This is a genomic window from Buttiauxella agrestis, from assembly GCF_900446255.1.
Lineage (GTDB): Bacteria > Pseudomonadota > Gammaproteobacteria > Enterobacterales > Enterobacteriaceae > Buttiauxella > Buttiauxella agrestis.
The window spans coordinates 3,535,528-3,556,175 of the sequence record NZ_UIGI01000001.1 but is presented as its reverse complement, the minus strand read 5'-3'; the positions used below and the strand labels follow the sequence as shown (position 1 = coordinate 3,556,175).

15 protein-coding genes and 6 tRNA genes are annotated in these 20,648 nt (G+C 49.6%); 3 read left to right on the top strand and 18 right to left on the bottom strand.

Annotated elements, in window-relative coordinates; translation table 11 throughout:
• Nucleotide 1 precedes the first annotated feature (1 nt).
• The 7 genes from DY231_RS16870 to miaB all read right to left on the bottom strand — a co-directional run bounded on the left by DY231_RS16870 (nt 2) and on the right by miaB (nt 7,904).
• Nucleotides 2-742 (bottom strand): amino acid ABC transporter permease, encoded by a 741-nt coding sequence (locus DY231_RS16870; protein ID WP_115630154.1) that lies wholly within the window; start codon nt 740-742, stop codon nt 2-4.
• A 201-nt stretch (nt 743-943) separates the two neighbouring features.
• On the bottom strand, nt 944-1,855 hold the full coding sequence (locus DY231_RS16865) for an amino acid ABC transporter substrate-binding protein (RefSeq protein ID WP_172588703.1): 912 nt from the start codon (nt 1,853-1,855) through the stop codon (nt 944-946).
• Between the two features lie 358 nt (nt 1,856-2,213).
• Nucleotides 2,214-3,755, bottom strand: coding sequence for an apolipoprotein N-acyltransferase (gene lnt / locus DY231_RS16860; RefSeq protein ID WP_115630152.1), 1,542 nt, complete (start codon nt 3,753-3,755; stop codon nt 2,214-2,216).
• Nucleotides 3,756-3,762: 7 nt separating this feature from the next.
• A complete protein-coding gene (gene corC / locus DY231_RS16855; protein ID WP_115630150.1) occupies nt 3,763-4,641 on the bottom strand; it encodes a CNNM family magnesium/cobalt transport protein CorC in 879 nt (292 codons plus the stop codon).
• 101 nt (nt 4,642-4,742) lie between these two features.
• Complete coding sequence (ybeY, locus tag DY231_RS16850; RefSeq protein WP_115630149.1) at nt 4,743-5,210, bottom strand: rRNA maturation RNase YbeY; 468 nt, start codon at nt 5,208-5,210, stop codon at nt 4,743-4,745.
• Nucleotides 5,207-6,268 carry a PhoH family protein gene (locus DY231_RS16845; protein WP_115630147.1) on the bottom strand — a complete coding sequence of 354 codons (1,062 nt, stop codon included), beginning with the start codon at nt 6,266-6,268 and terminating at the stop codon, nt 5,207-5,209. Before DY231_RS16845 ends, ybeY begins: the two co-directional genes overlap by 4 nt.
• Before the next feature lie 208 nt (nt 6,269-6,476).
• Nucleotides 6,477-7,904 carry a tRNA (N6-isopentenyl adenosine(37)-C2)-methylthiotransferase MiaB gene (gene miaB / locus DY231_RS16840; RefSeq protein WP_115630145.1) on the bottom strand — a complete coding sequence of 476 codons (1,428 nt, stop codon included), beginning with the start codon at nt 7,902-7,904 and terminating at the stop codon, nt 6,477-6,479.
• Nucleotides 7,905-8,039: 135 nt separating this feature from the next.
• On the opposite strand from miaB, the gene ubiF reads away from it, so the two are divergent.
• On the top strand, nt 8,040-9,215 hold the full coding sequence (gene ubiF, locus DY231_RS16835) for a 3-demethoxyubiquinol 3-hydroxylase (RefSeq protein ID WP_115630143.1): 1,176 nt from the start codon (nt 8,040-8,042) through the stop codon (nt 9,213-9,215).
• A gap of 102 nt (nt 9,216-9,317) precedes the next feature.
• On the opposite strand, the gene DY231_RS16830 is transcribed toward ubiF, so the two are convergent.
• The 11 genes from DY231_RS16830 to nagB all read right to left on the bottom strand — a co-directional run bounded on the left by DY231_RS16830 (nt 9,318) and on the right by nagB (nt 16,123).
• A tRNA-Gln gene (locus tag DY231_RS16830) sits at nt 9,318-9,392 on the bottom strand.
• Nucleotides 9,393-9,398: 6 nt separating this feature from the next.
• Nucleotides 9,399-9,475: transfer RNA gene (locus DY231_RS16825), tRNA-Met, on the bottom strand.
• A 24-nt stretch (nt 9,476-9,499) separates the two neighbouring features.
• Nucleotides 9,500-9,574 (bottom strand) — tRNA-Gln (locus DY231_RS16820).
• 54 nt (nt 9,575-9,628) lie between these two features.
• Nucleotides 9,629-9,703 (bottom strand) — tRNA-Gln (locus DY231_RS16815).
• Between the two features lie 19 nt (nt 9,704-9,722).
• Nucleotides 9,723-9,807 (bottom strand) — tRNA-Leu (locus DY231_RS16810).
• A 16-nt stretch (nt 9,808-9,823) separates the two neighbouring features.
• A tRNA-Met gene (locus DY231_RS16805) sits at nt 9,824-9,900 on the bottom strand.
• Nucleotides 9,901-10,150: 250 nt separating this feature from the next.
• Nucleotides 10,151-11,815 carry an asparagine synthase B gene (gene asnB / locus DY231_RS16800; protein WP_115630141.1) on the bottom strand — a complete coding sequence of 555 codons (1,665 nt, stop codon included), beginning with the start codon at nt 11,813-11,815 and terminating at the stop codon, nt 10,151-10,153.
• A gap of 277 nt (nt 11,816-12,092) precedes the next feature.
• Nucleotides 12,093-12,845: an HAD-IIA family hydrolase gene (locus DY231_RS16795; RefSeq protein WP_034494033.1), complete on the bottom strand. Its 753-nt coding sequence runs from the start codon at nt 12,843-12,845 to the stop codon at nt 12,093-12,095.
• A gap of 75 nt (nt 12,846-12,920) precedes the next feature.
• Nucleotides 12,921-14,141 carry a DNA-binding transcriptional regulator NagC gene (nagC, locus tag DY231_RS16790; protein ID WP_115630139.1) on the bottom strand — a complete coding sequence of 407 codons (1,221 nt, stop codon included), beginning with the start codon at nt 14,139-14,141 and terminating at the stop codon, nt 12,921-12,923.
• A 7-nt stretch (nt 14,142-14,148) separates the two neighbouring features.
• Nucleotides 14,149-15,297 (bottom strand): N-acetylglucosamine-6-phosphate deacetylase, encoded by a 1,149-nt coding sequence (gene nagA, locus DY231_RS16785; protein WP_115630137.1) that lies wholly within the window; start codon nt 15,295-15,297, stop codon nt 14,149-14,151.
• A gap of 25 nt (nt 15,298-15,322) precedes the next feature.
• On the bottom strand, nt 15,323-16,123 hold the full coding sequence (gene nagB, locus DY231_RS16780; protein ID WP_034494036.1) for a glucosamine-6-phosphate deaminase: 801 nt from the start codon (nt 16,121-16,123) through the stop codon (nt 15,323-15,325).
• A 333-nt stretch (nt 16,124-16,456) separates the two neighbouring features.
• Here nagB and nagE point away from each other — a divergent pair, with 333 nt between their 5' ends.
• Complete coding sequence (gene nagE, locus DY231_RS16775) at nt 16,457-18,481, top strand: N-acetylglucosamine-specific PTS transporter subunit IIBC (protein ID WP_115630135.1); 2,025 nt, start codon at nt 16,457-16,459, stop codon at nt 18,479-18,481.
• Between the two features lie 178 nt (nt 18,482-18,659).
• Nucleotides 18,660-20,327: a glutamine--tRNA ligase gene (glnS, locus tag DY231_RS16770; RefSeq protein WP_115630133.1), complete on the top strand. Its 1,668-nt coding sequence runs from the start codon at nt 18,660-18,662 to the stop codon at nt 20,325-20,327.
• Nucleotides 20,328-20,648: the final 321 nt, after the last annotated feature.

Below are 20,648 nucleotides of genomic sequence, written 5' to 3'. Positions count from 1 at the left end.
ATTATTTGCCTCCCATATTGCCAGGCAGGCGAACTTTGCGTTCAACCACATACATCACCAACATAATCACGGCGTTAATCAGTACATACGCCAGCGTGATGGCCGTAAAGGATTCATAGGCGTGCGCGGAATAATCCAGCAATTTACCCGCCTGAGCGGCCATGTCGACCAGGCCAATGGTTGAAGCGATGGCCGAGTTTTTCACCAGGTTCATCATTTCAGACGTCATTGGCGGCACAATCACGCGGTAGGCATTCGGTAACAGAACATAACGATAGGCTTGCGGCAGCGTGAGGCCCATCGCCAGTGCGGCATTTTTCTGCCCGCGTGGCAGCGATTGAATCGCGGCGCGAACTTGTTCGCAAACACGAGCGGCGGTAAACAAGCCAAGGCAAATCATGGACGACAGGAAGAATTGGACATTCGGGTCGAGTTCAGACTTAAACCACATGCCGAGATTTTCGGGCAGCAACTCAGGCACCACTAAGTACCAGGTAAAGAACTGCACGATAAGCGGCACGTTACGGAAGAGTTCAACATACAGCGTGCCCATCCCCGACAACCATTTGTTCGGGACAGTACGCAAGATGCCGAATAATGATCCGACGAGGAAGGCGATGATCCATGCACAGATGGACAGGGCGACGGTGACCTGGAAGCCATTCCAGATCCAGCCCAAATAGGTGGTGTTGCCGAACGGGGCGGGCTGTAGAAATATTCCCCAGTTCCAGTCTATAGACATAACGTACTCCGAGAAAAAATTGAGGGTAGCACTAGCGCTACCCTCGAAGATTGATGAGAAGCTTGTACCCGTATTTCAGGTCGTTGCCTGAAATTTTTGGGTACTTTCACGCCGGATGGGGAACGGCCATCCAACGCATAGTCTGTCCGAGCTTCAGTTCGTCAATCGGGAGGGCTGGGTCATCCCGGCCCCTGGTTCTAGTTAGTTTAGTGCTTTATCGTTTGGTTCTTTGAACAGCGCTTTCATGTCGTCAGACAGAGCAAAGTTCATGTTGATGTTTTTCGGTGGAATTGGATTCATAAACCACTTATCAAACCATTTCGCCGCTTCACCAGAAGTCTGTGCCTGAGCGATGGTGTCATCCATCAGCTTCTTAAACTCTGGGTCATCTTTACGCAGCATACAGCCGTAGGCTTCGCGGGATTGCGGAGTGCCAAGAATTTCCCAGTTATCCTGTTTCTTCGCTTTAGCACGTTCACCCGCCAGCAGGGCATCGTCCATCATAAAGGCAACGGCGCGACCGCTTTCCAGAGTACGGAACGAGTCACCGTGGTCTTTGGCGCTGATAATGCGCATGTCCATTTTCTTCTCTTCGTTCAGCTTGTTGAGCAGAACTTCAGAAGTGGTACCCGAAGTCACAACGACCGCTTTACCTTTCAGGTCAGCGAAGTCTTTGATCGGGCCGCCTTTCTTAACCAGCAAACGCGTACCGACGACGAAGATAGTGTCAGAGAAGGAAGCTTGTTTCTGGCGCTCGAGGTTGTTAGTGGTGGAACCACATTCAAAATCAAAGGTGCCATTTTGCAGCAATGGAATACGGTTCTGAGAAGTAATCGGGATCAACTTAACGTGCAGGTCAGGCTTGTTGAGCTTTTTCTTCACAGCTTCAACGATAGCGTTGGAGTAATCCTGCGAATAGCCGACCACTTTCTGTTGGTTATCGTAGTAGGAGAAAGGAACGGAAGACTCACGGTGACCGACCACAATAACGCCGTTAGCAGCGATTTTCTCAAGAGTACCTTGTTGAGCCGCAGGTTTAGCATCTTCGGCATGTGCGATACCTGCACCTAAACCTAAAACCAGCAACGCTGAGGTTAGTTTACGTAATTGCATTACCAACTCCTTTTTTATGCCACAGGGCATTGATACCTGATGTGTGTTGTTTGTTGTTGTGTGTTACTAAAACAGGGTGAAACTTGTTCTTTTGTTAACATCTAACCTAGCTGAATGTAAAGATTTTGCTATCCAGATGTTTGTTTTTGCGAAGCGTGCCGCACCGTTTAAAGGCAAAAATATTCCGTTGCACTACTTTGGTGCTCGTAATGTCATTGTTTGGTGCAGCTCAATGCTTCGTGCTGTCCATAGGCCACAGGCTCAGCATTTTGTAGGCTTCTGAGGGATAATTATTTGCAAAGGTTGTGCCAGAAATGAAAAAGGCCAGCGATGGCTGGCCTTTTTAGGTGATGCGGAATCAGGATTTACGACGGGTACGGAGTGCCAGCAAAACAGAGGCAAAGCCAAATATTAACGTCAGCCCCCACAGCGGCCAGTCGCCAAAGCGTGCATATGGCGTAATACCACGAGTTGGCGTGACCTTCGCTTCCAGAACCTGACGAGTAAACTGCGGGATCATCGCATCAATGTCGCCGTTAGCGTTAATGACCGCAGTAATACCATTATTTGTGCTGCGCAACAGTGGGCGACCCAATTCCAGCGAACGCATACGCGCCATCTGGAAATGCTGCCACGGGCCAATCGACTTACCAAACCATGCATCGTTTGAAATGGTCAGTAGGAAATCGGTGTCCGGGCGGAAGTTATCGCGCACCTGTTCGCCAAGAATAATTTCATAGCAAATCGCTGGCGTGAGCTTGATTCCGTTGGATGAAAGCTGCGGCTGTAAATACGGTCCACGGCTGAACGACGACATCGGCAAATCAAAGAATGGAGCCAGCGGGCGCAGGATTGACTCCAGCGGAACAAACTCACCAAACGGCACCAGGTGATTCTTGTTGTAACGGTCAGCGCTGTTGTAGCTGTACTGATTCCCTTCGCCGAGCGTGATGATGGTGTTGTAGGTATCGTAGCGGTTTTGCTTATTCAAACGCGCATCAACAATACCGGTGATCAATGAGCTGTGCTTAGAGCGCAGCAGGTCGTCCATCATCGTCAGGAATTGCTGCTGGTTTATCTCGAGATCCGGAATGGCAGATTCAGGCCAGATAATCAGCTGGGATTTACCCATCTGTGGCTGAGTTTTATCGAGATAAATTTTCAGCGTATTCAGTAGCTGGTTTTCATCCCATTTCAGAGATTGTGGAATATCGCCCTGAACCATCGCGACATCTACAGTGCGCTCAGTTTGTGGTTGATACCATTGAATTGAGCGCAACGGCCATGGGAGCAGCAGCAGGGCAGCGGCAATCACCGCCGGGCGCCAGTTACGTTCGTGCAGCGCAAACACCAGCAGGCCGCTAATAATCATCAGCAGGAAGGTGACGCTTTCGACGCCCAGAATGGGTGCGATGCCTTTCAGCGGGCCATCAATCTGGCTATAGCCAAACTGCAACCACGGGAAGCCGGTTAACACCCAACCGCGCAGGAACTCGGTGAGTTGCCATAACATCGGAGCGGCAATGGCGACGCGCCACCACGTTGTTTTTGGGCAAAGCTTACTGAGAAATCCGCCAAACAAACCGGTATATAACGACAAATACGCCGCAAGCAGCACCACCAGGAAGATATTAACCGGGCCTGGCATACCGCCAAACTGCGCGATACTGACGTATACCCAGTTAATGCCTGAGCCAAATAGCCCCAGTCCCCAGAAGAAACCAATCCACGCACTTTGAATTGCACGACGATTAAGAGTCAGCCCCTGAAGCCCTGCTAAAGAAACTATCGCAGCAGGCCAAAAATCGTAAGGGGAGAAAGCCAGCGTTCCGCAGGCACCAAAAAGCAGCGCCAGCAGCAGACGCACGCGCTGGCGTTGAAGGAGTAGGGCTATAGCCATCTTTGAATTAATCTTCCAGTTTCGGTTGTGGCGAGTCGTCCGGAATTCTGACATGAACCTGAATCACGCGGCGGCTATCTGCCATCGCGACTTTGAACTGATAACCATCTATATCAATGGTTTCGCCACGAGCAGGTAGGTGGCCAAAGGCCTGCATAACGAGTCCACCAATGGTGTCCACTTCATCATCATTGAAATGGGTAGCAAAGGTGTCGTTGAAATCTTCGATTGATGCCAGTGCGCGGACCGTCCAGGTATGGCGGCTTAGCTGGCGGAAATCGCCGTCTTCTTCGTCGTCATACTCATCTTCGATTTCCCCGACAATCAGTTCGAGAATATCTTCGATGGTGACAAGCCCGGAGACGCCGCCAAACTCATCAATCACTATCGCCATATGGTAGCGCTGCTGACGAAACTCTTTGAGCATCCTGTCAACACGCTTACTTTCCGGCACAACAACTGCCTGTCGTAACACTTTTTCCATGCTAAATGGCTCAGTATCGCTGCGCATAAACGGCAGCAGATCTTTAGCCATCAGAATCCCTTCGATATGATCTTTGTCTTCACTGATCACCGGGAAGCGGGAGTGTGCGGATTCGATGATGACATCGAGGCATTCGTCCAGCGTCTGGTTGTGTTTGAGCGTTACCATTTGAGAGCGAGGGATCATGATGTCGCGGACGCGTTGGTCGGCGATATCCATGACGCCTTCGAGCATGTCGCGGGTGTCTTGATCGATAAGATCGTTTTGCTCAGAATCACGGATGAGTGTCAGCAGATCGTCACGGTTTTTAGGTTCACCGTGGAATAGCTGGTTGAGAATCAGGGAAAAGAATCCCTTCTTACTGGCAGGCGTGTCACTGTTTTGTGAGTTGTCGTCGCTCATGGCGTTAGGTTTTATTACCTCATGTTCGTTACTGATAAACAGGCAGTTTAGTGATGCGCTGCCTGTTGATATTTGCTTTGCAGGGTTAATCCCTACATAGACTATTCTTTCTCGGCAATGTACGGATCAGCATACCCAAGAGCAAGCATTATCTCTGTTTCCAGGGATTCCATCTCTTCGGCTTCTTCATCTTCAATGTGATCGTAGCCAAGCAGATGCAGACTGCCGTGGATAACCATATGCGCCCAATGCGCATCCAACGGTTTTTGTTGTTCTTTCGCTTCTTGCTCCACGACTTGACGACAAATAATCAGATCGCCCAGTAACGGAAGTTCAATACCTGGAGGGGCTTCAAACGGGAATGAAAGCACATTTGTGGATTTATCTTTCCCACGGTAAGTGAGGTTCAGATCGTGGCTTTCAGCGTCGTCAACCACGCGAATCGTGACTTCTGATTCTTCCTGGAATTGCGGAATGACCGCATCAAGCCATGTCTGAAATTGTACTTCCGTTGGTAAGCCGCTTGCTTCTTCACATGCGACCTGTAAATCCAAAATCACCTGACTCATTTACTCTCCTGGGCGGCGGCGTTTATCGCCATCGCTTCTCGCTTGCGGACTGCAGCGAGTTCATCTTTACGAACCTGTTCAGCGTTTTCCCACGCTTCATAGGCATTCACAATACGTGCCACAACCGGGTGGCGGACAACGTCTTCACTATTAAGGAAGTTAAAGCTGATTTCATCGACTTCGGCCAGCACGTCAATGGCGTGGCGCAGGCCTGATTTCAGATTTTTTGGCAGGTCGATTTGGGTTACGTCGCCGGTAATTACCGCTTTGGAGTTAAAACCAATACGCGTCAGGAACATCTTCATCTGTTCGATGGTGGTGTTCTGGCTTTCATCCAAAATGATGAACGCGTCGTTGAGCGTACGGCCACGCATATAAGCCAGCGGGGCGACTTCAATCACGTTACGTTCTATGAGCTTCTCAACGCGCTCAAAGCCGAGCATTTCAAACAAAGCGTCATATAACGGGCGTAAATAAGGGTCAACTTTCTGGCTTAAATCACCCGGTAGGAAACCAAGTTTTTCACCGGCTTCAACCGCTGGACGGGTCAGCAAAATACGGCGAATATCCTGACGTTCCAGCGCATCCACAGCGGCTGCAACCGCGAGGTAAGTTTTACCCGTCCCCGCAGGGCCAACGCCGAAAGTGATGTCGTGGTCCAGAATGTTCGCGATGTATTGCGCCTGGTTCGGCGTACGCGGCTTGATAACACCACGTTTGGTTTTGATATTTACCGCTTTACCGTAATCAGGAACACTTTCCGCAGACTGTTCCAGAACGCGAATTTCTTTTATGGCAAGGTGAATTTGCTCAGGTGTGATGTCCTGAATTTCGCCACGCATTGGCGCAGTATCAACGTACAGATTGCGCAAAATATCTGCGGCTGCGTTCACCAGAATCGGGCGGCCCGTGAGCTTGAATTGATAGTCACGACGGTTGATCTCGATCCCCAGCCGACGTTCAAGCTGCTTGATGTTGTCATCAAATGGGCCACACAGGCTTAGCAGACGCGCATTGTCTGCGGGTTCTAGCGTAATTTCACGTGTTTCGATATTCAAACTTATCCTCGGGGTCGCACAGGGCCAGTTGAAGGTGTCGCTGCAAGAGTGCAGGCCATAAAAAGATTATTTACGGCGAGGGCAGATGGCGCAAGCCTGCTTTTCGATATTTGGGTGGATGCTTCCGAATGCAAGTGCAACACAAGTGCAAAAAATGAAAATGCCCATGGGTTCACGGCGTTAGCGAACCCTCGGGCATTGAGTGGAATTATGGCTGATAAATCCCGACGCCGATTTCGTTCTCTTTACGTGTGCGCGCAATCACTGACTCTGGAGATTGCGCAATACGCAGCCCCATCTCATCTTCGGTGCGTACGACTTTTCCGCGTAGGGAGTTGTTCGTCGCAACCTCAGTGATTTCCACATCAACAAATTTACCGACCATGTCCGGGGTGCCCGCAAAGTTCACGCCACGGTTGTGTTCGGAACGTCCGGTCAGCTCCATAAAGTTTCTGCGTGAGGTGCCTTCTACAAGGACACGCTGAATGGTGCCAACCATCTTACGGCTATATTCTATGGCCTGTTGGTTGATACGCTCTTGCAGAATATAGAGGCGCTGCAATTTTTCTTTTTCTGGCACGTCATCCACCATATCGGCGGCTGGTGTGCCCGGGCGGGAAGAAAAGACGAAGCTGTAGCTCACGTCAAAATTTACATCGCCAATGACTTTCATGGTCTGCTCGAAGTCCTGCTGGGTTTCGCCAGGGAAGCCGACGATAAAGTCAGAGCTGATCTGGATGTCAGGACGAACAGCCCGCAGCTTGCGGATAATCGATTTGTATTCCAGTGCTGTATGGGTACGCCCCATCAGATTTAATACGCGATCGGAGCCGCATTGAATAGGCAGGTGCAGGAAGCTCACCAACTCAGGCGTATCACGATAAACTTCGATTATATCGTCAGTAAATTCAATTGGATGGCTGGTGGTAAAACGAATGCGGTCAATACCGTCAATTGCAGCCACCAGGCGCAACAATTCAGCGAAGGAACAGATGCCGCCATCGAAAGATGGGCCACGATAAGCATTCACATTCTGGCCGAGTAAGTTAACTTCACGTACACCTTGTGCGGCGAGCTGCGCGATTTCAAACAGCACATCATCACATGGGCGGTTCACTTCCTCACCGCGCGTGTAAGGCACCACGCAGTAAGTACAATACTTGTTGCAGCCTTCCATAATAGAAACGAATGCTGTTGGGCCGTCCGCTTTGGGTTCTGGCAGGCGGTCAAACTTCTCGATTTCCGGGAAGCTAACATCAACAATTGGGCTGCGGTTGCCGCTCACTTTATTGATCATTTCCGGCAGGCGGTGCAGCGTCTGCGGCCCGAAAACGATATCAACATAGTGCGCACGGCTACGAATCAGCTTGCCTTCCTGGGAAGCAACGCAGCCGCCAACGCCAATAATGATATTGGGATTTTTGCGCTTTAAGAGTTTCCAACGGCCAAGCAGATGGAACACTTTTTCCTGGGCTTTTTCGCGGATAGAGCAGGTATTGAGCAGCAATACGTCAGCTTCTTTTGGGTTATCCGTAAGCGTATAGCCATGTGTGCTATTCAGCAGATCGGCCATCTTCGATGAATCGTATTCGTTCATCTGACAGCCCCAGGTTTTGATATGGAGTTTTTTTGTCATCGACTTGCCATTGCTCAGTTAAAGCCAGGAATTCAGGCGGCGTATTGTAATGCTTTGGCCTTGATGTGACCAGCCTACGAAACTTGCGTAAAAATCCGGTAGAATCAGCATAGACAATTTAAGGACAAAATCATCATGTTGAACCAGTCAATTGACGTCGCGATAGTCGGCGGAGGCATGGTCGGTGCGGCCGCCGCCCTTGGTCTCGCGCAAAATGGTTTCCGGGTAGCGGTGATTGAGCATCAGGCTCCGGCAGCCTTTGACGCAACAAGCCAACCCGATGTGCGTATTTCGGCTATCAGTAGTGCGTCGGTCGGGTTGTTGAAATCCCTTGGCGTTTGGGATGCGATTCGTTCAATGCGTAGCCATGCTTATCGCCAGCTCGAAACCTGGGAATGGGAAAGCGCTCATGTGAGCTTTAAGGCGCAGGAACTTGGGTTGCCGGAACTTGGCTATATGGTTGAGAACTCGGTGCTGCAACTTGCATTGTGGCAGGCGCTGGAGGCACATTCTAACGTCTCATTATTCTGTCCGGCGCAACTGACCGGTATGCACGGCGAGGCAGGGCAGTGGACGCTACAGTTTGCTGATGAACAGACTTTGACGGTGCCGATGGTGATTGGCGCAGATGGCGCGAATTCGCAGGTTCGGCACTGGGCGGGAATCGGTATTCATGCCTGGGAATATCGGCAGTCTTGCATGTTGATTACCGTGAAGTGCGAGCAATCTCCAGGCGACAGCACCTGGCAGCATTTTACGCCGAGCGGGCCGCATGCGTTTTTACCGTTATTTGATCATTGGGCTTCGCTAGTGTGGTACGACTCACCGGCACGAATTCGCCAGTTGCGGAATATGACGATGTCGCAATTGCAAAAAGCGATTGAAATGAGCTTCCCTCAACGTTTAGGAAAAGTTACTCCGGTTGCCTGTGGCGCATTCCCGCTGACGCGCCGCCATGCATTGCAGTATACGCAGCAAGGTCTGGCACTGATTGGCGATGCTGCTCATACCATTCATCCGTTGGCCGGGCAGGGTGTGAATCTCGGTTATCGCGATGTGGAAGCATTACTTGATGTGATGATTAATGCGCGTAGTTATGGCGAAAACTGGGCGCAAGCGCGCGTATTAAAACGCTACCAGACACGTAGGCAGGCAGATAATTTCCTGATGCAAAGCGGTATGGATCTGTTTTACGCGGGGTTCAGCAATACATTAGTGCCATTACGGGTGATTCGAAACTTAGGGTTGATGGCGGCTGAACGAGGAGGGTTACTTAAACGCCAGGCGTTGAAGTATGCATTAGGATTATGAGTCAGTAAATTTACCCTGGTCGGATTAGCTTGAGCGACATCCGACATTAATTTTACCAAACGCAGAAAAGCAAAAAGCTCGCCGAAGCGAGCTTTTCATTTTTGGCTGGGGTACGAGGATTCGAACCTCGGAATGCTGGTATCAGAAACCAGAGCCTTACCGCTTGGCGATACCCCAAAAATATGGTGGCTACTACGGGAATCGAACCTGTGACCCCATCATTATGAGTGATGTGCTCTAACCAGCTGAGCTAAGTAGCCTAATTTTAGAACTTTTTCTTCGACTGGCTGGGGTACCTGGATTCGAACCAGGGAATGCCGGTATCAAAAACCGGTGCCTTACCGCTTGGCGATACCCCAACTTAGGGCGCACAAAACTAACGTGCTATGTCGAAAACTGCTATGTCAAAAAAGTGGCTGGGGTACCTGGATTCGAACCAGGGAATGCCGGTATCAAAAACCGGTGCCTTACCGCTTGGCGATACCCCATCCGTGCAACGCTTTAAAATGGTGCGGGAGGCGAGACTTGAACTCGCACACCTTGCGGCGCCAGAACCTAAATCTGGTGCGTCTACCAATTTCGCCACTCCCGCGCTAAAAAAAGAATAATGGTGGCTACTACGGGAATCGAACCTGTGACCCCATCATTATGAGTGATGTGCTCTAACCAGCTGAGCTAAGTAGCCTTCTTTTTTCTGCGTAACCTTATCGGCGTTGCGGGGCGCATTATGCGTAGTTGGCCTTCTAGCGTCAACAATTTTTTCCCGAAAATTGGCGTAAATTGTCTGTTTGATTAGCTTACGAACAGCTTGATGCAATATTCGTCAATTATCGGTTATTTCGTGGTTTTATCTGAGGGAAAAGCCCGGATAAGCAGTGAGGAATCTTGCTGAAACAAAAACGGGCCCGCAGGCCCGTGTCATTAATTTTGTTCGCTTATTTGTAAGCTGACTGGTGAACACCCACCGCACGGCCTGATGGATCATTCATTGTTTTGAAGGCTTCATCCCATTCAATGGCCTTAGCAGAAGAACAGGCAACAGATGGGCCGCCAGGAACGCAATGGGCAGCACTTGGCAGCGGGAATAATTCTTCAAAGATTTCACGATACAAATACGCTTCTTTAGAACCTGGCGTGTTGTACGGGAAACGATAGCTTGCGGTTTCCAGTTGTTGATCGGTGACCTGAGCCGCAGCCACTTCTTTTAACGTGTCGATCCAGCTGTAACCTACGCCATCAGAGAATTGCTCTTTCTGACGCCATGCAACGCTTGCTGGCAGATAGGATTCAAAACATTCACGCAGGATATGTTTTTCCATTTTGCCATTGCCGCACATTTTGTCTTTCGGGTTGATGCGCATCGCGACATCGAGGAATTTCTTATCCAGGAACGGTACGCGAGCTTCCACGCCCCAGGCAGACATCGCTTTGTTAGCACGAGCGCAGTCGAACATATGCAGCGATTGCAGTTTACGTACGGTTTCTTCGTGCAGCTCTTTGTCGTTTGGCGCTTTATGGAAGTACAGGTAACCGCCAAACACTTCGTCAGAACCTTCACCAGACAGCACCATTTTAATGCCCATTGCTTTGATTTTACGGGACATCAAATACATTGGGGTGGAGGCGCGGATTGTGGTCACATCATAAGTTTCGATGTGATAGATAACATCACGAATCGCATCCAGGCCTTCTTGTACTGTGAAATGAATTTCGTGGTGAACAGTACCCAGATGGTTTGCCACTTCTTGCGCGGCTATCAGATCAGGCGAACCGACCAGACCCACTGCAAAGGAGTGCAGTTGCGGCCACCAGGCTTCAGAGCGTTCTTCATCCTCTACACGGCGGGCAGCAAATTTCTTGGTGATAGCGGAGATAACAGATGAATCCAGACCACCAGACAGCAGTACGCCGTACGGTACGTCAGACATCAGATGGCTTTTGACGGAATCTTCCAGCGCCTGACGCAATTCGTTTTTGTCAGTAACGTTGTCTTTTACCGCATCATATTCAAACCAGTCACGCTGGTAATAACTGCGGATTTCACCGTCTTTGCTCCACAGGTAGCTACCTGCCGGGAATTCTTTGATGGTACGACAAACCGGCACCAGCGCCTTCATTTCAGAAGCCACATACATGTTGCCGTGTTCGTCATGGCCCATATACAGCGGGATGATGCCGATATGGTCACGGCCAATCAGGTAAGCGTCCTGCACTTCGTCATACAGAACGAAAGCAAACATGCCTTGCAGGTCATCCAGAAACTCTGGGCCTTTCTCCTGATAAAGCGCCAGGATAACTTCGCAGTCAGAACCGGTCTGGAATTCGTAACGGTCGCCGTATTCTGCGCGCAGGGCCTGATGGTTGTAGATTTCGCCGTTAACCGCTAATGCGTGAGTTTTTGCTTTATTGTAAAGCGGCTGAGCGCCTGCGTTTACATCAACAATAGAGAGACGTTCGTGAGAAAGGATGGCTTTTTCATGTGCATAAACACCGGACCAGTCTGGCCCACGGTGGCGCATCAGGCGTGATAACTCGAGCGCTTTCTTACGCAATTCGACCGCATCGGTCTTGATATCCAGAACACCAAAAATTGAACACATAGAACTCTCTCCGTAATGCTTCTTTGAGCCATTAAATTGTTTTGTTGCATTGCATGAATATGAAAATGCGCAATCATTGACGGGAATGCAAGCCCTTTAGTCTTTAAGGGATAAATAGTTCAATGGCGATTGTTGATTACTGAAAAATGATGATGAAATAAGCACAATTATTAGCGGATCGACAATTTTTAATGAAATCGCCAGGCAGGCATTCAGAGAGAAGAGAAAAGAGTGTTGAATCGGCAAAACGCCCGGCGAAAACCGGGCGAATCATTAATTAGATGATATCGACTTCTGCAACCGACGGGTAAATCCAGGAAGGGCGGAACGGCATGGCATCAATGTCGTTCAATGTTGAAACACCCGAAAGCACCAGAATGGTTTCCAGGCCAGCCTGGAAGCCAGCAAGAATATCGGTACGCAGGTTATCGCCAACAATCACGGTATGTTCCGAATGCGCCTGCATTTTATTGAGGGCAGCGCGAATGATCCATGGGCTTGGCTTGCCCACGCAGAACGGTTTGCGGCCGGAAATTTTCTCGATACCGGCGCACAACGCACCACAAGCCGGATAATAACCACGGCCATGGGTGTCGGGGTTAGTCGCAATAAAGCGAGCGCCATTCGCCACAAAATAAGCGGCTTTGTGCATCATTTCCCAGTTATAGGAACGTGTCTCGCCAACAATAACAAAGTCTGGGTTGATGTCAGTGATAGTGAAGCCTGCTTTATACAGCTCATGAATCAATGCGCCTTCACCTACCACGTAGGCTTTTTTCCCTTCCTGGCGACGCAAGAAATCGGCAGTTGCCATTGCTGAGGTATAAAAAACGCTATCCGGGACATCAATACCGGCAGAAGCAAAACGGTTTGCCAGATCCTGCCCTGTTTGCGAAGGATAATTCGTCAGCAGGACGAGCGGCATACCCTTTTCCATGATGCGGCCCAGGAATTCATTCGCACCGGGTACGGCAACGTTGTCGTGCATCAGCACGCCGTCAATATCACAAATTACATTCTGAATGGTCATTGATTACTCTGGCTCAAATTTCTGGCTCACATTTCAGGAAGGCGTAACTATAGCGCAAAAAGCACAGCGACTGGGTTAACTCTCCAGCAACCGCTGAAGCAACACGCCATTGAGCATTGAGCGTTTTACCAGCGCAAAGGCGCCAATGGCTGAACGGTCATCCAATTTTGAGCACACGACAGGCAGGTTTTTGCGGAAGGCTTTCAACACCTGCGTATTAATGCAGCCTTCAATCGCAGGGAGAAGCACTTTTTCGGCTTCAATGATTTCCCCGGCAATCACGATTTTCTGCGGGTTGAACAGGTTAATCGCAATAGAAATGGCTTTGCCCAGATGACGGCCAACATGTTCAATCACTTCGCATGCCAGGGCATCGCCTTTATTCGCGGCTTTACAAATTGCCGTAATATCACACTCTTCAAGCGTCAGGCGGCTGTTATAGCCTTGTTCAAGCAAATGTCGCACGCGATGTTCAATAGCGGCATTGGCGGCAATGGTTTCGAGGCAGCCAAAGTTCCCGCAGTGGCAACGTTCACCTAAAGGATCGACCTGGATGTGACCAATTTCGCCAACGTTACCGTTACGGCCAATAAAAATGCGACCGTTTGAAAGAATACCGGCACCCGTACCACGGTGAACACGCACCAAAATGGAGTCATCGCAGTCGTGAGTTGCACCAAAGTAGTGCTCTGCAAGGGCCAGGCTACGGATATCGTGCCCGACATAACAGGTGACTTTGAACTGTTTCTCTAGGCTATCGACCAGCGACCAGTTATTGACCTGAATATGCGGCATATAGCGAATCACACCACTTTCAGGGTCAACCAAACCCGGCAGAATCACGGAGATCGCAATCAGCTCACGCATTTTGCGCTGATATATTTCGATAAACTGAGAAATGGCGTTCAGCAGCGCGTGTTCGAGTGTTTCCTGGGTGCGTTCTGGCAGAGCGTAATGCTCTTCGGCCAGCGGTTTTGCGCTGAGATCAAACAGTGTGATGGTGGCATCATGGCGGCCAAGGCGCACGCCAATCGCATTGAAATTGCGGGTTTCGGTGATAATGGAGATAGCGCGGCGGCCCCCGGTGGAAGCCTGTTGATCCACTTCTTTGATCAATCCGCGCTCAATTAACTGGCGAGTAATTTTTGTGACGCTGGCCGGCGCAAGCTGGCTCTGCTCGGCAATCTGAATACGAGAGATTGGCCCATGTTGGTCAATCAGGCGATATACCGCCGCGCTATTCAGCTGTTTTACCAGATCGACATTACCAATTTGAGCCTGTCCGCCAGTCGTCATGCCTTAATTACTCAGTTACGACCTCGTTACCATTAACAAAGGTCTTGGTGATTTTAAAATCGCGGGTAAAGGTCGTCAGATTCGCGACTTTCCCAGCTTCAATAGTCCCTAATTGCTGGTCTACACCCATCGCGCGGGCAGGGTAGAGCGTGGCCATCCGCAAGACTTCATCTAAGGCGATGCCAGCATGCTCGACCAGGTTACGTACCCCTTCAATCATCGTCAGGGCCGAACCGCTCAGAGTGCCGTTCTCATCTACACATAAACCATCACGGTAGTATATTGTTTTTCCTGCGAAAATGAACTCATCTATATTTGCGCCCGCCGGAGCGGTGGCATCAGTCACCAGGCACAGCTTGTCGCCTTTGACCTTTTTCGCAGTACGGATGTTCGCATAATCCACATGTAAACCATCGGCAATGATACCGCAGTAAACATCTGGCTCATCAAAAATTGCACCTGCAAGCCCGGGTTCGCGGCCAGTAATGTACGGCATGGCGTTGAAAAGATGGGTTGCGAAGGTGATACCTGCACGGAAACCGACTTTGGCTTCTTTAACCGTCGCATTGGAGTGCCCGGCGGAAACGATAATGCCGGATGCAACCAGTTTACTGATGACTTCTGGCGCAACCATTTCTGGTGCCAGAGTCACTTTGGTGATGACGTCTGCATTCTCGCAGAGGAAATCGACCAGTTCTGCATCTGGTTTACGCACGAAACTTGGGTTGTGCGTGCCTTTTTTCACCATGTTCAGCCATGGGCCTTCAAGATGCAGACCGAGCGCCTGGTTCTGGTACTTCGCCAGGTATTCGCGCATGACTCTCACGCCTTGCTTCATCAGGTCATCACTGCTGGTGATGAGTGTTGGCAGGTAGCTGGTACAGCCAGAACGCTCATTGGCTTTCTGCATGATTTCCAGCGTTTCAACCGTCACCGCATCAGCGGAATCGTTGAACTGCACACCACCACAGCCATTCAATTGCACATCAATAAAACCGGGGGCGATGATTGCACCACCCACATCACGAGTCTCTATACCCGCTGGGAGATCTGAGCGCGGGCAAACGCGTTCAATCAGGCCGTTCGCGATAACAATCGCGTGATCATCAAGAATTTCATGGCCGGTATGAATCCGACCGTGAGTTAATGCAAACATAGTTACCCCCGGTTATGACTATTACTTAAAGATCTTTGATATTTTCTGCTTCAAGTTCATTGAAGTACTTCAGCGTTTTCACTTTGAGTTCCATCGTGGATGGCTCATCACAAACAACCACTGCTTTAGGGTGCAGTTGCAGACAGCTAATGGTCCACATGTGATTCACGTTACCTTCCACAGCCGCTTGCAGCGCTTGCGCTTTCAAATGGCCCAGAACCAAAATCATCACTTCTTCAGCGTCGAGCAGAGTACCCACGCCAACGGTTAGTGCATATTTTGGAACTTGAGAAACATCACCATCAAAGAAACGGGAGTTTGCTACACGCGTGTCATGAGTCAGGGTTTTGATACGGGTACGAGATGCCAGAGAAGAAGCAGGCTCGTTGAATGCGATATGACCGTCGTTGCCCACACCACCCATGAACAGGTGAATTTTACCGTATGAACGAATTTTCTCTTCATAACGACGGCATTCTGCGTCAACATCTTCGGCGTTGCCATTCAGCAGGTTGATGTTTTCTGCTGGGATATCAACGTGGTCAAAGAAGTTGCGGTGCATAAAGGTGTGGTAGCTTTCTGGATGCTCTTTTGGCAGGCCAACGTATTCATCCATGTTAAAGGTGACGACGTTTTTAAAGCTAACCTGGCCCGCTTTGTGCATCTCTACCAGCGCTTTATACGCTTCAAGAGGCGTACCGCCAGTTGGCAGGCCCAGCAGGAAAGGACGATCTGCGGTTGGGTTAAACGCATTGATACGTTTAACGATATGGCGCGCTGCCCATTTGCCAACTTGAGCTGGGGTAGCCAGGGGAATCAGTCTCATCATTCACCTCATAAGTTAATAAAAACGATATTAGCCAAATTGATTATCCGAACCCTTAAAGGGTAACTCAGTTTCAAACCTGCGATGACGGGATCAATCTGTCTTGATTTTTCGGATGATAAAATAAGTTTTAGTCGATAGCTAGCCAAAGGGGAGTGCAATAACAATATTTGGTGATTTTAATCACAAAAAAAGGGTGTTTAATTTGCGATACGAATTAATTTTTCACACACTCAGAAGGTTGGTGAATCTTCGCCATGCTTTCAAGGTTTGTTAAACAATAATAAAACTGCTTTGAACGAGCCTTAACGGGGTCTCATAGGGGGAATTGACGTGAGTATTCTAGGTTATATGCAAAAGGTTGGCCGTGCGCTGATGGTGCCGGTAGCCACGCTACCAGCCGCAGCCATATTAATGGGTGTTGGTTACTGGATTGACCCGGTTAGCTGGGGTGGTGATAGCGCATTAGCTGCGTTGTTCATCAAATCTGGTGCTGCAATTATTGATAACATGGGTGTGCTGTTTGCCATTGGTGTGGCTTACGGTATGTCTAAAGATAAAGATGGTGCTGCTGCACTAACCGGCTTTGTCGGTTTCCTGGTTTTGACAACGCTCTGCTCTCCAGCCGCTGTTTCCATGATCAAACATATTCCGTTAGATCAGGTGCCGTTTGCGTTCTCTAAAATCCAAAACCAATTTGTCGGTATTCTGGTCGGGATTATTTCTGCCGAGTTGTACAACCGCTTTAGCAGCGTCGAGCTGCCGAAAGCGTTGTCCTTCTTCAGCGGACGTCGCCTGGTGCCGATCATCACTTCCTTTGTGATGATCGCGGTTGCCTTCATCATGATGTTTATCTGGCCGGTAGTGTTTAGTGGCCTGGTGAACTTCGGTGAGCACATCCAGAAAATGGGTTCTATCGGCGCAGGTGTGTATGCGTTCTTTAACCGTTTACTGATTCCAGTGGGTCTGCACCACGCCCTGAACTCCGTGTTCTGGTTCGATGTTGCCGGTATCAACGACATTCCTAAGTTCCTTGGCGGTGCTAAATCTATCGCTGAAGGTACGGGTATTGTTGGTATTACTGGTCGTTACCAGGCTGGTTTCTTCCCAATCATGATGTTCGGTCTTCCTGGTGCTGCACTGGCAATTTACCACTGCGCGCGTCCTGAAAATAAAGCCAAAGTATTGGGTATCATGATGGCAGGTGCGTTTGCTGCCTTCTTTACTGGTATCACTGAACCGTTGGAATTCTCCTTCATGTTCGTGGCTCCAGTTCTGTATCTGATTCACGCAGTGCTGACCGGTATTTCCGTCTTCATCGCAGCAAGCATGCATTGGATTGCAGGTTTCGGCTTCAGTGCGGGTCTGGTGGATATGGTGCTTTCTTCCCGTAACCCACTGGCAACTCACTGGTACATGCTGATTCCGCAAGGCCTTGTGTTCTTCGTGATTTACTACGTTGTATTCCGCTTTACTATCAACAAATTCAATCTGTTGACTCCAGGTCGTGAACTGGCTGTTGCAGGTGATGAAGCTGATGGTCAGGACGTGAATGTCAGCACCAACACCAATCAGGATGTTTCTGAGCTGGCTCGTCAGTACATTGCGGCTGTAGGTGGTTCAGCAAACCTGACAGGTATCGATGCGTGTATCACTCGTCTGCGCCTGAACGTGAAAGACTCTTCACTGGTGAACGAATCTCTGGCTAAACGCCTGGGTGCAACCGGTGTTATCCGTCTGAACAAAACCAGCGTGCAAATCATCGTCGGCTTTGTGGCTGAGAAAATTGCTAACGCAATGAAAACAGTAGGCGACGTTGCTGCTGCTCCGGTTGCCGCTGTTGCGACCGCTGCGCCAGTCGCTGCTGCAAAACCACAGGCTGTACCAAACGCTGTCACTATCGCGGCACTGGTATCACCAGTAACGGGTGATGTGGTCGCGCTGGAGCAGGTTCCTGATGAAGCATTCGCCAGCAAAGCGGTAGGTGATGGTATTGCTGTTAAGCCAACTGAGAAAACAGTTGTCGCGCCAGCTGCCGGTACTATCGTAAAAATCTTCAATACGAACCATGCGTTCTGTCTTGAAACCGAAAAGGGTGCTGAGATCGTTGTCCATATGGGCATTGATACCGTCGCGCTGAACGGACAAGGCTTTACTCGTCTGGTAGAAGAGGGTGCTGAAGTGGTTGCAGGCCAGCCGATTCTGGAAATGGATCTTGATTTCCTGAACGCCAATGCTCGCTCCATGATTAGCCCGGTTGTTTGCAGCAACATCGACGACTACAGCGGTCTGGTTATCCAGGCGCAAGGTTCCGTCGTTGCAGGCCAAACGCCTCTGTATGAAATTAAAGGCAAATAATCGCTCCTGAGTCATAGATTGTGCCTTTAGCGGCTGGAGAGTTTTTTCTCCAGCCGCTTTTTTATTGCTCCTGCCGACCCTTCCCAATCCCCTTATTTATTCAACAAAAGGTTGTTTCCGACGCTTGCTTATAAGATCATGGGCGGATAACTAAAGTTTTTGCACAGAGGAACCCGCGATGAGTGAGGCCGAAGCCCGCCCAACTAACTTTATTCGCCAGATTATTGATGAAGATTTGGCCAATGGTAAGCACACCAGCATTTGCACCCGTTTCCCGCCAGAGCCAAACGGCTATCTGCATATCGGCCATGCAAAATCCATCTGCCTGAATTTTGGTATCGCGCAAGATTATCAAGGCCAGTGCAACCTGCGTTTCGATGACACCAACCCGGTAAAAGAAGACATCGAATACGTTGATTCCATTAAGCACGATGTTGAATGGCTCGGTTTCCAGTGGTCCGGCAACATCCGTTATTCCTCTGATTATTTCGACCAGCTGTTTAACTACGCGGTTGAATTGATCAATAAAGGTCTGGCGTATGTCGATGAACTGACTCCGGAACAAATCCGTGAATATCGCGGCTCATTGACCTCTCCTGGCAAAAACAGCCCATATCGCGACCGCACCGTTGAAGAAAACCTCGCGCTGTTTGAGAAAATGCGTAACGGTGAGTTTGCTGAAGGGACTGCGTGCCTGCGCGCGAAAATCGACATGGCTTCGCCGTTCATCGTCATGCGCGATCCGGTTATTTACCGTATCAAGTTTGCCGACCATCACCAGACCGGCAACAAGTGGTGCATCTATCCGATGTACGACTTCACCCACTGCATCTCCGATGCGCTGGAAGGCATTACGCACTCCCTGTGTACGCTGGAATTCCAGGACAACCGTCGCCTGTACGACTGGGTGTTGGATAACATCACTATTCCTGCGCACCCGCGTCAGTACGAGTTCTCGCGCCTGAATCTCGAATACTCCATCATGTCCAAGCGTAAGCTGAACCTGCTGGTGACTGAGAAGGTTGTAGAGGGTTGGGATGACCCACGTATGCCGACCATCTCGGGTCTGCGTCGTCGTGGTTACACCGCTGCATCTATTCGTGAATTCTGTAAGCGCATTGGTGTGACCAAGCAAGACAACACCGTTGAAATGGCTGCCCTGGAATCTTGTATCCGTGACGACCTGAACGAGAACGCGCCGCGTGCGATGGCTGTTCTTGATCCGGTAAAAGTTATCATTGAAAACTTCCCGCAGGGCGAAGTTGAAATGGTCACGATGCCTAACCATCCTAACAAACCAGAGATGGGTAGCCGTCAGGTGCCGTTTAGCCGTGAAATCTACATCGACCGCGCTGACTTCCGTGAAGAAGCCAACAAACAGTACAAGCGTCTGGTGCTGGGCAAAGAAGTTCGTCTGCGTAATGCGTATGTGATTAAAGCCGATCGTGTTGAGAAAGATGAAGCAGGGAACATGACCGTGCTGCATTGCTCCTACGATCCGGACACATTAAGCAAAGACCCGGCGGATGGCCGTAAAGTGAAAGGTGTTATTCATTGGGTCAGTGCCGAACATGCATTGCCGGTTGAAATCCGTCTTTACGACCGTTTGTTCAGCGTGGCGAACCCAGGTGCTGCTGAAGATTTCCTGGCAACAATTAACCCAGAGTCTCTGGTCATCAAGCAAGGTTTTGTCGAGCCAAGTCTGAAAAATGCCGAAATCAGCAAAGCGTATCAGTTTGAGCGCGAAGGTTATTTCTGCCTGGATAGCCGTTATACAACGGCTGACAAACTGGTATTTAACCGTACCGTCGGGCTACGTGATACCTGGGCCAAAATGGGCGAATAAACCCTTAGGTTACATGGTCAATATGTGACAAAACGCCGCAAATCGCGGCGTTTTTTTTTCGCTTTAGAATCATCTGGTTAAACATTTCTTCACATTCGCGTTGCGAATTAATGTTATTTACACTCCTTCCTGCAAAATATTCACGGTCAATATCGGAACATTTAAAATTCTTTGTTTAATTATGTGAGCGCTCTCATATAGAGTTTTGTGTGTTAATAATTTCAATTATCAAGATAAAACTCTTGAGTCGCTATTTGTTACAAATACTCATAAATTATGTGCTCTCTGTCATAATATCGGAATGAACTCTTACAAAGTCGT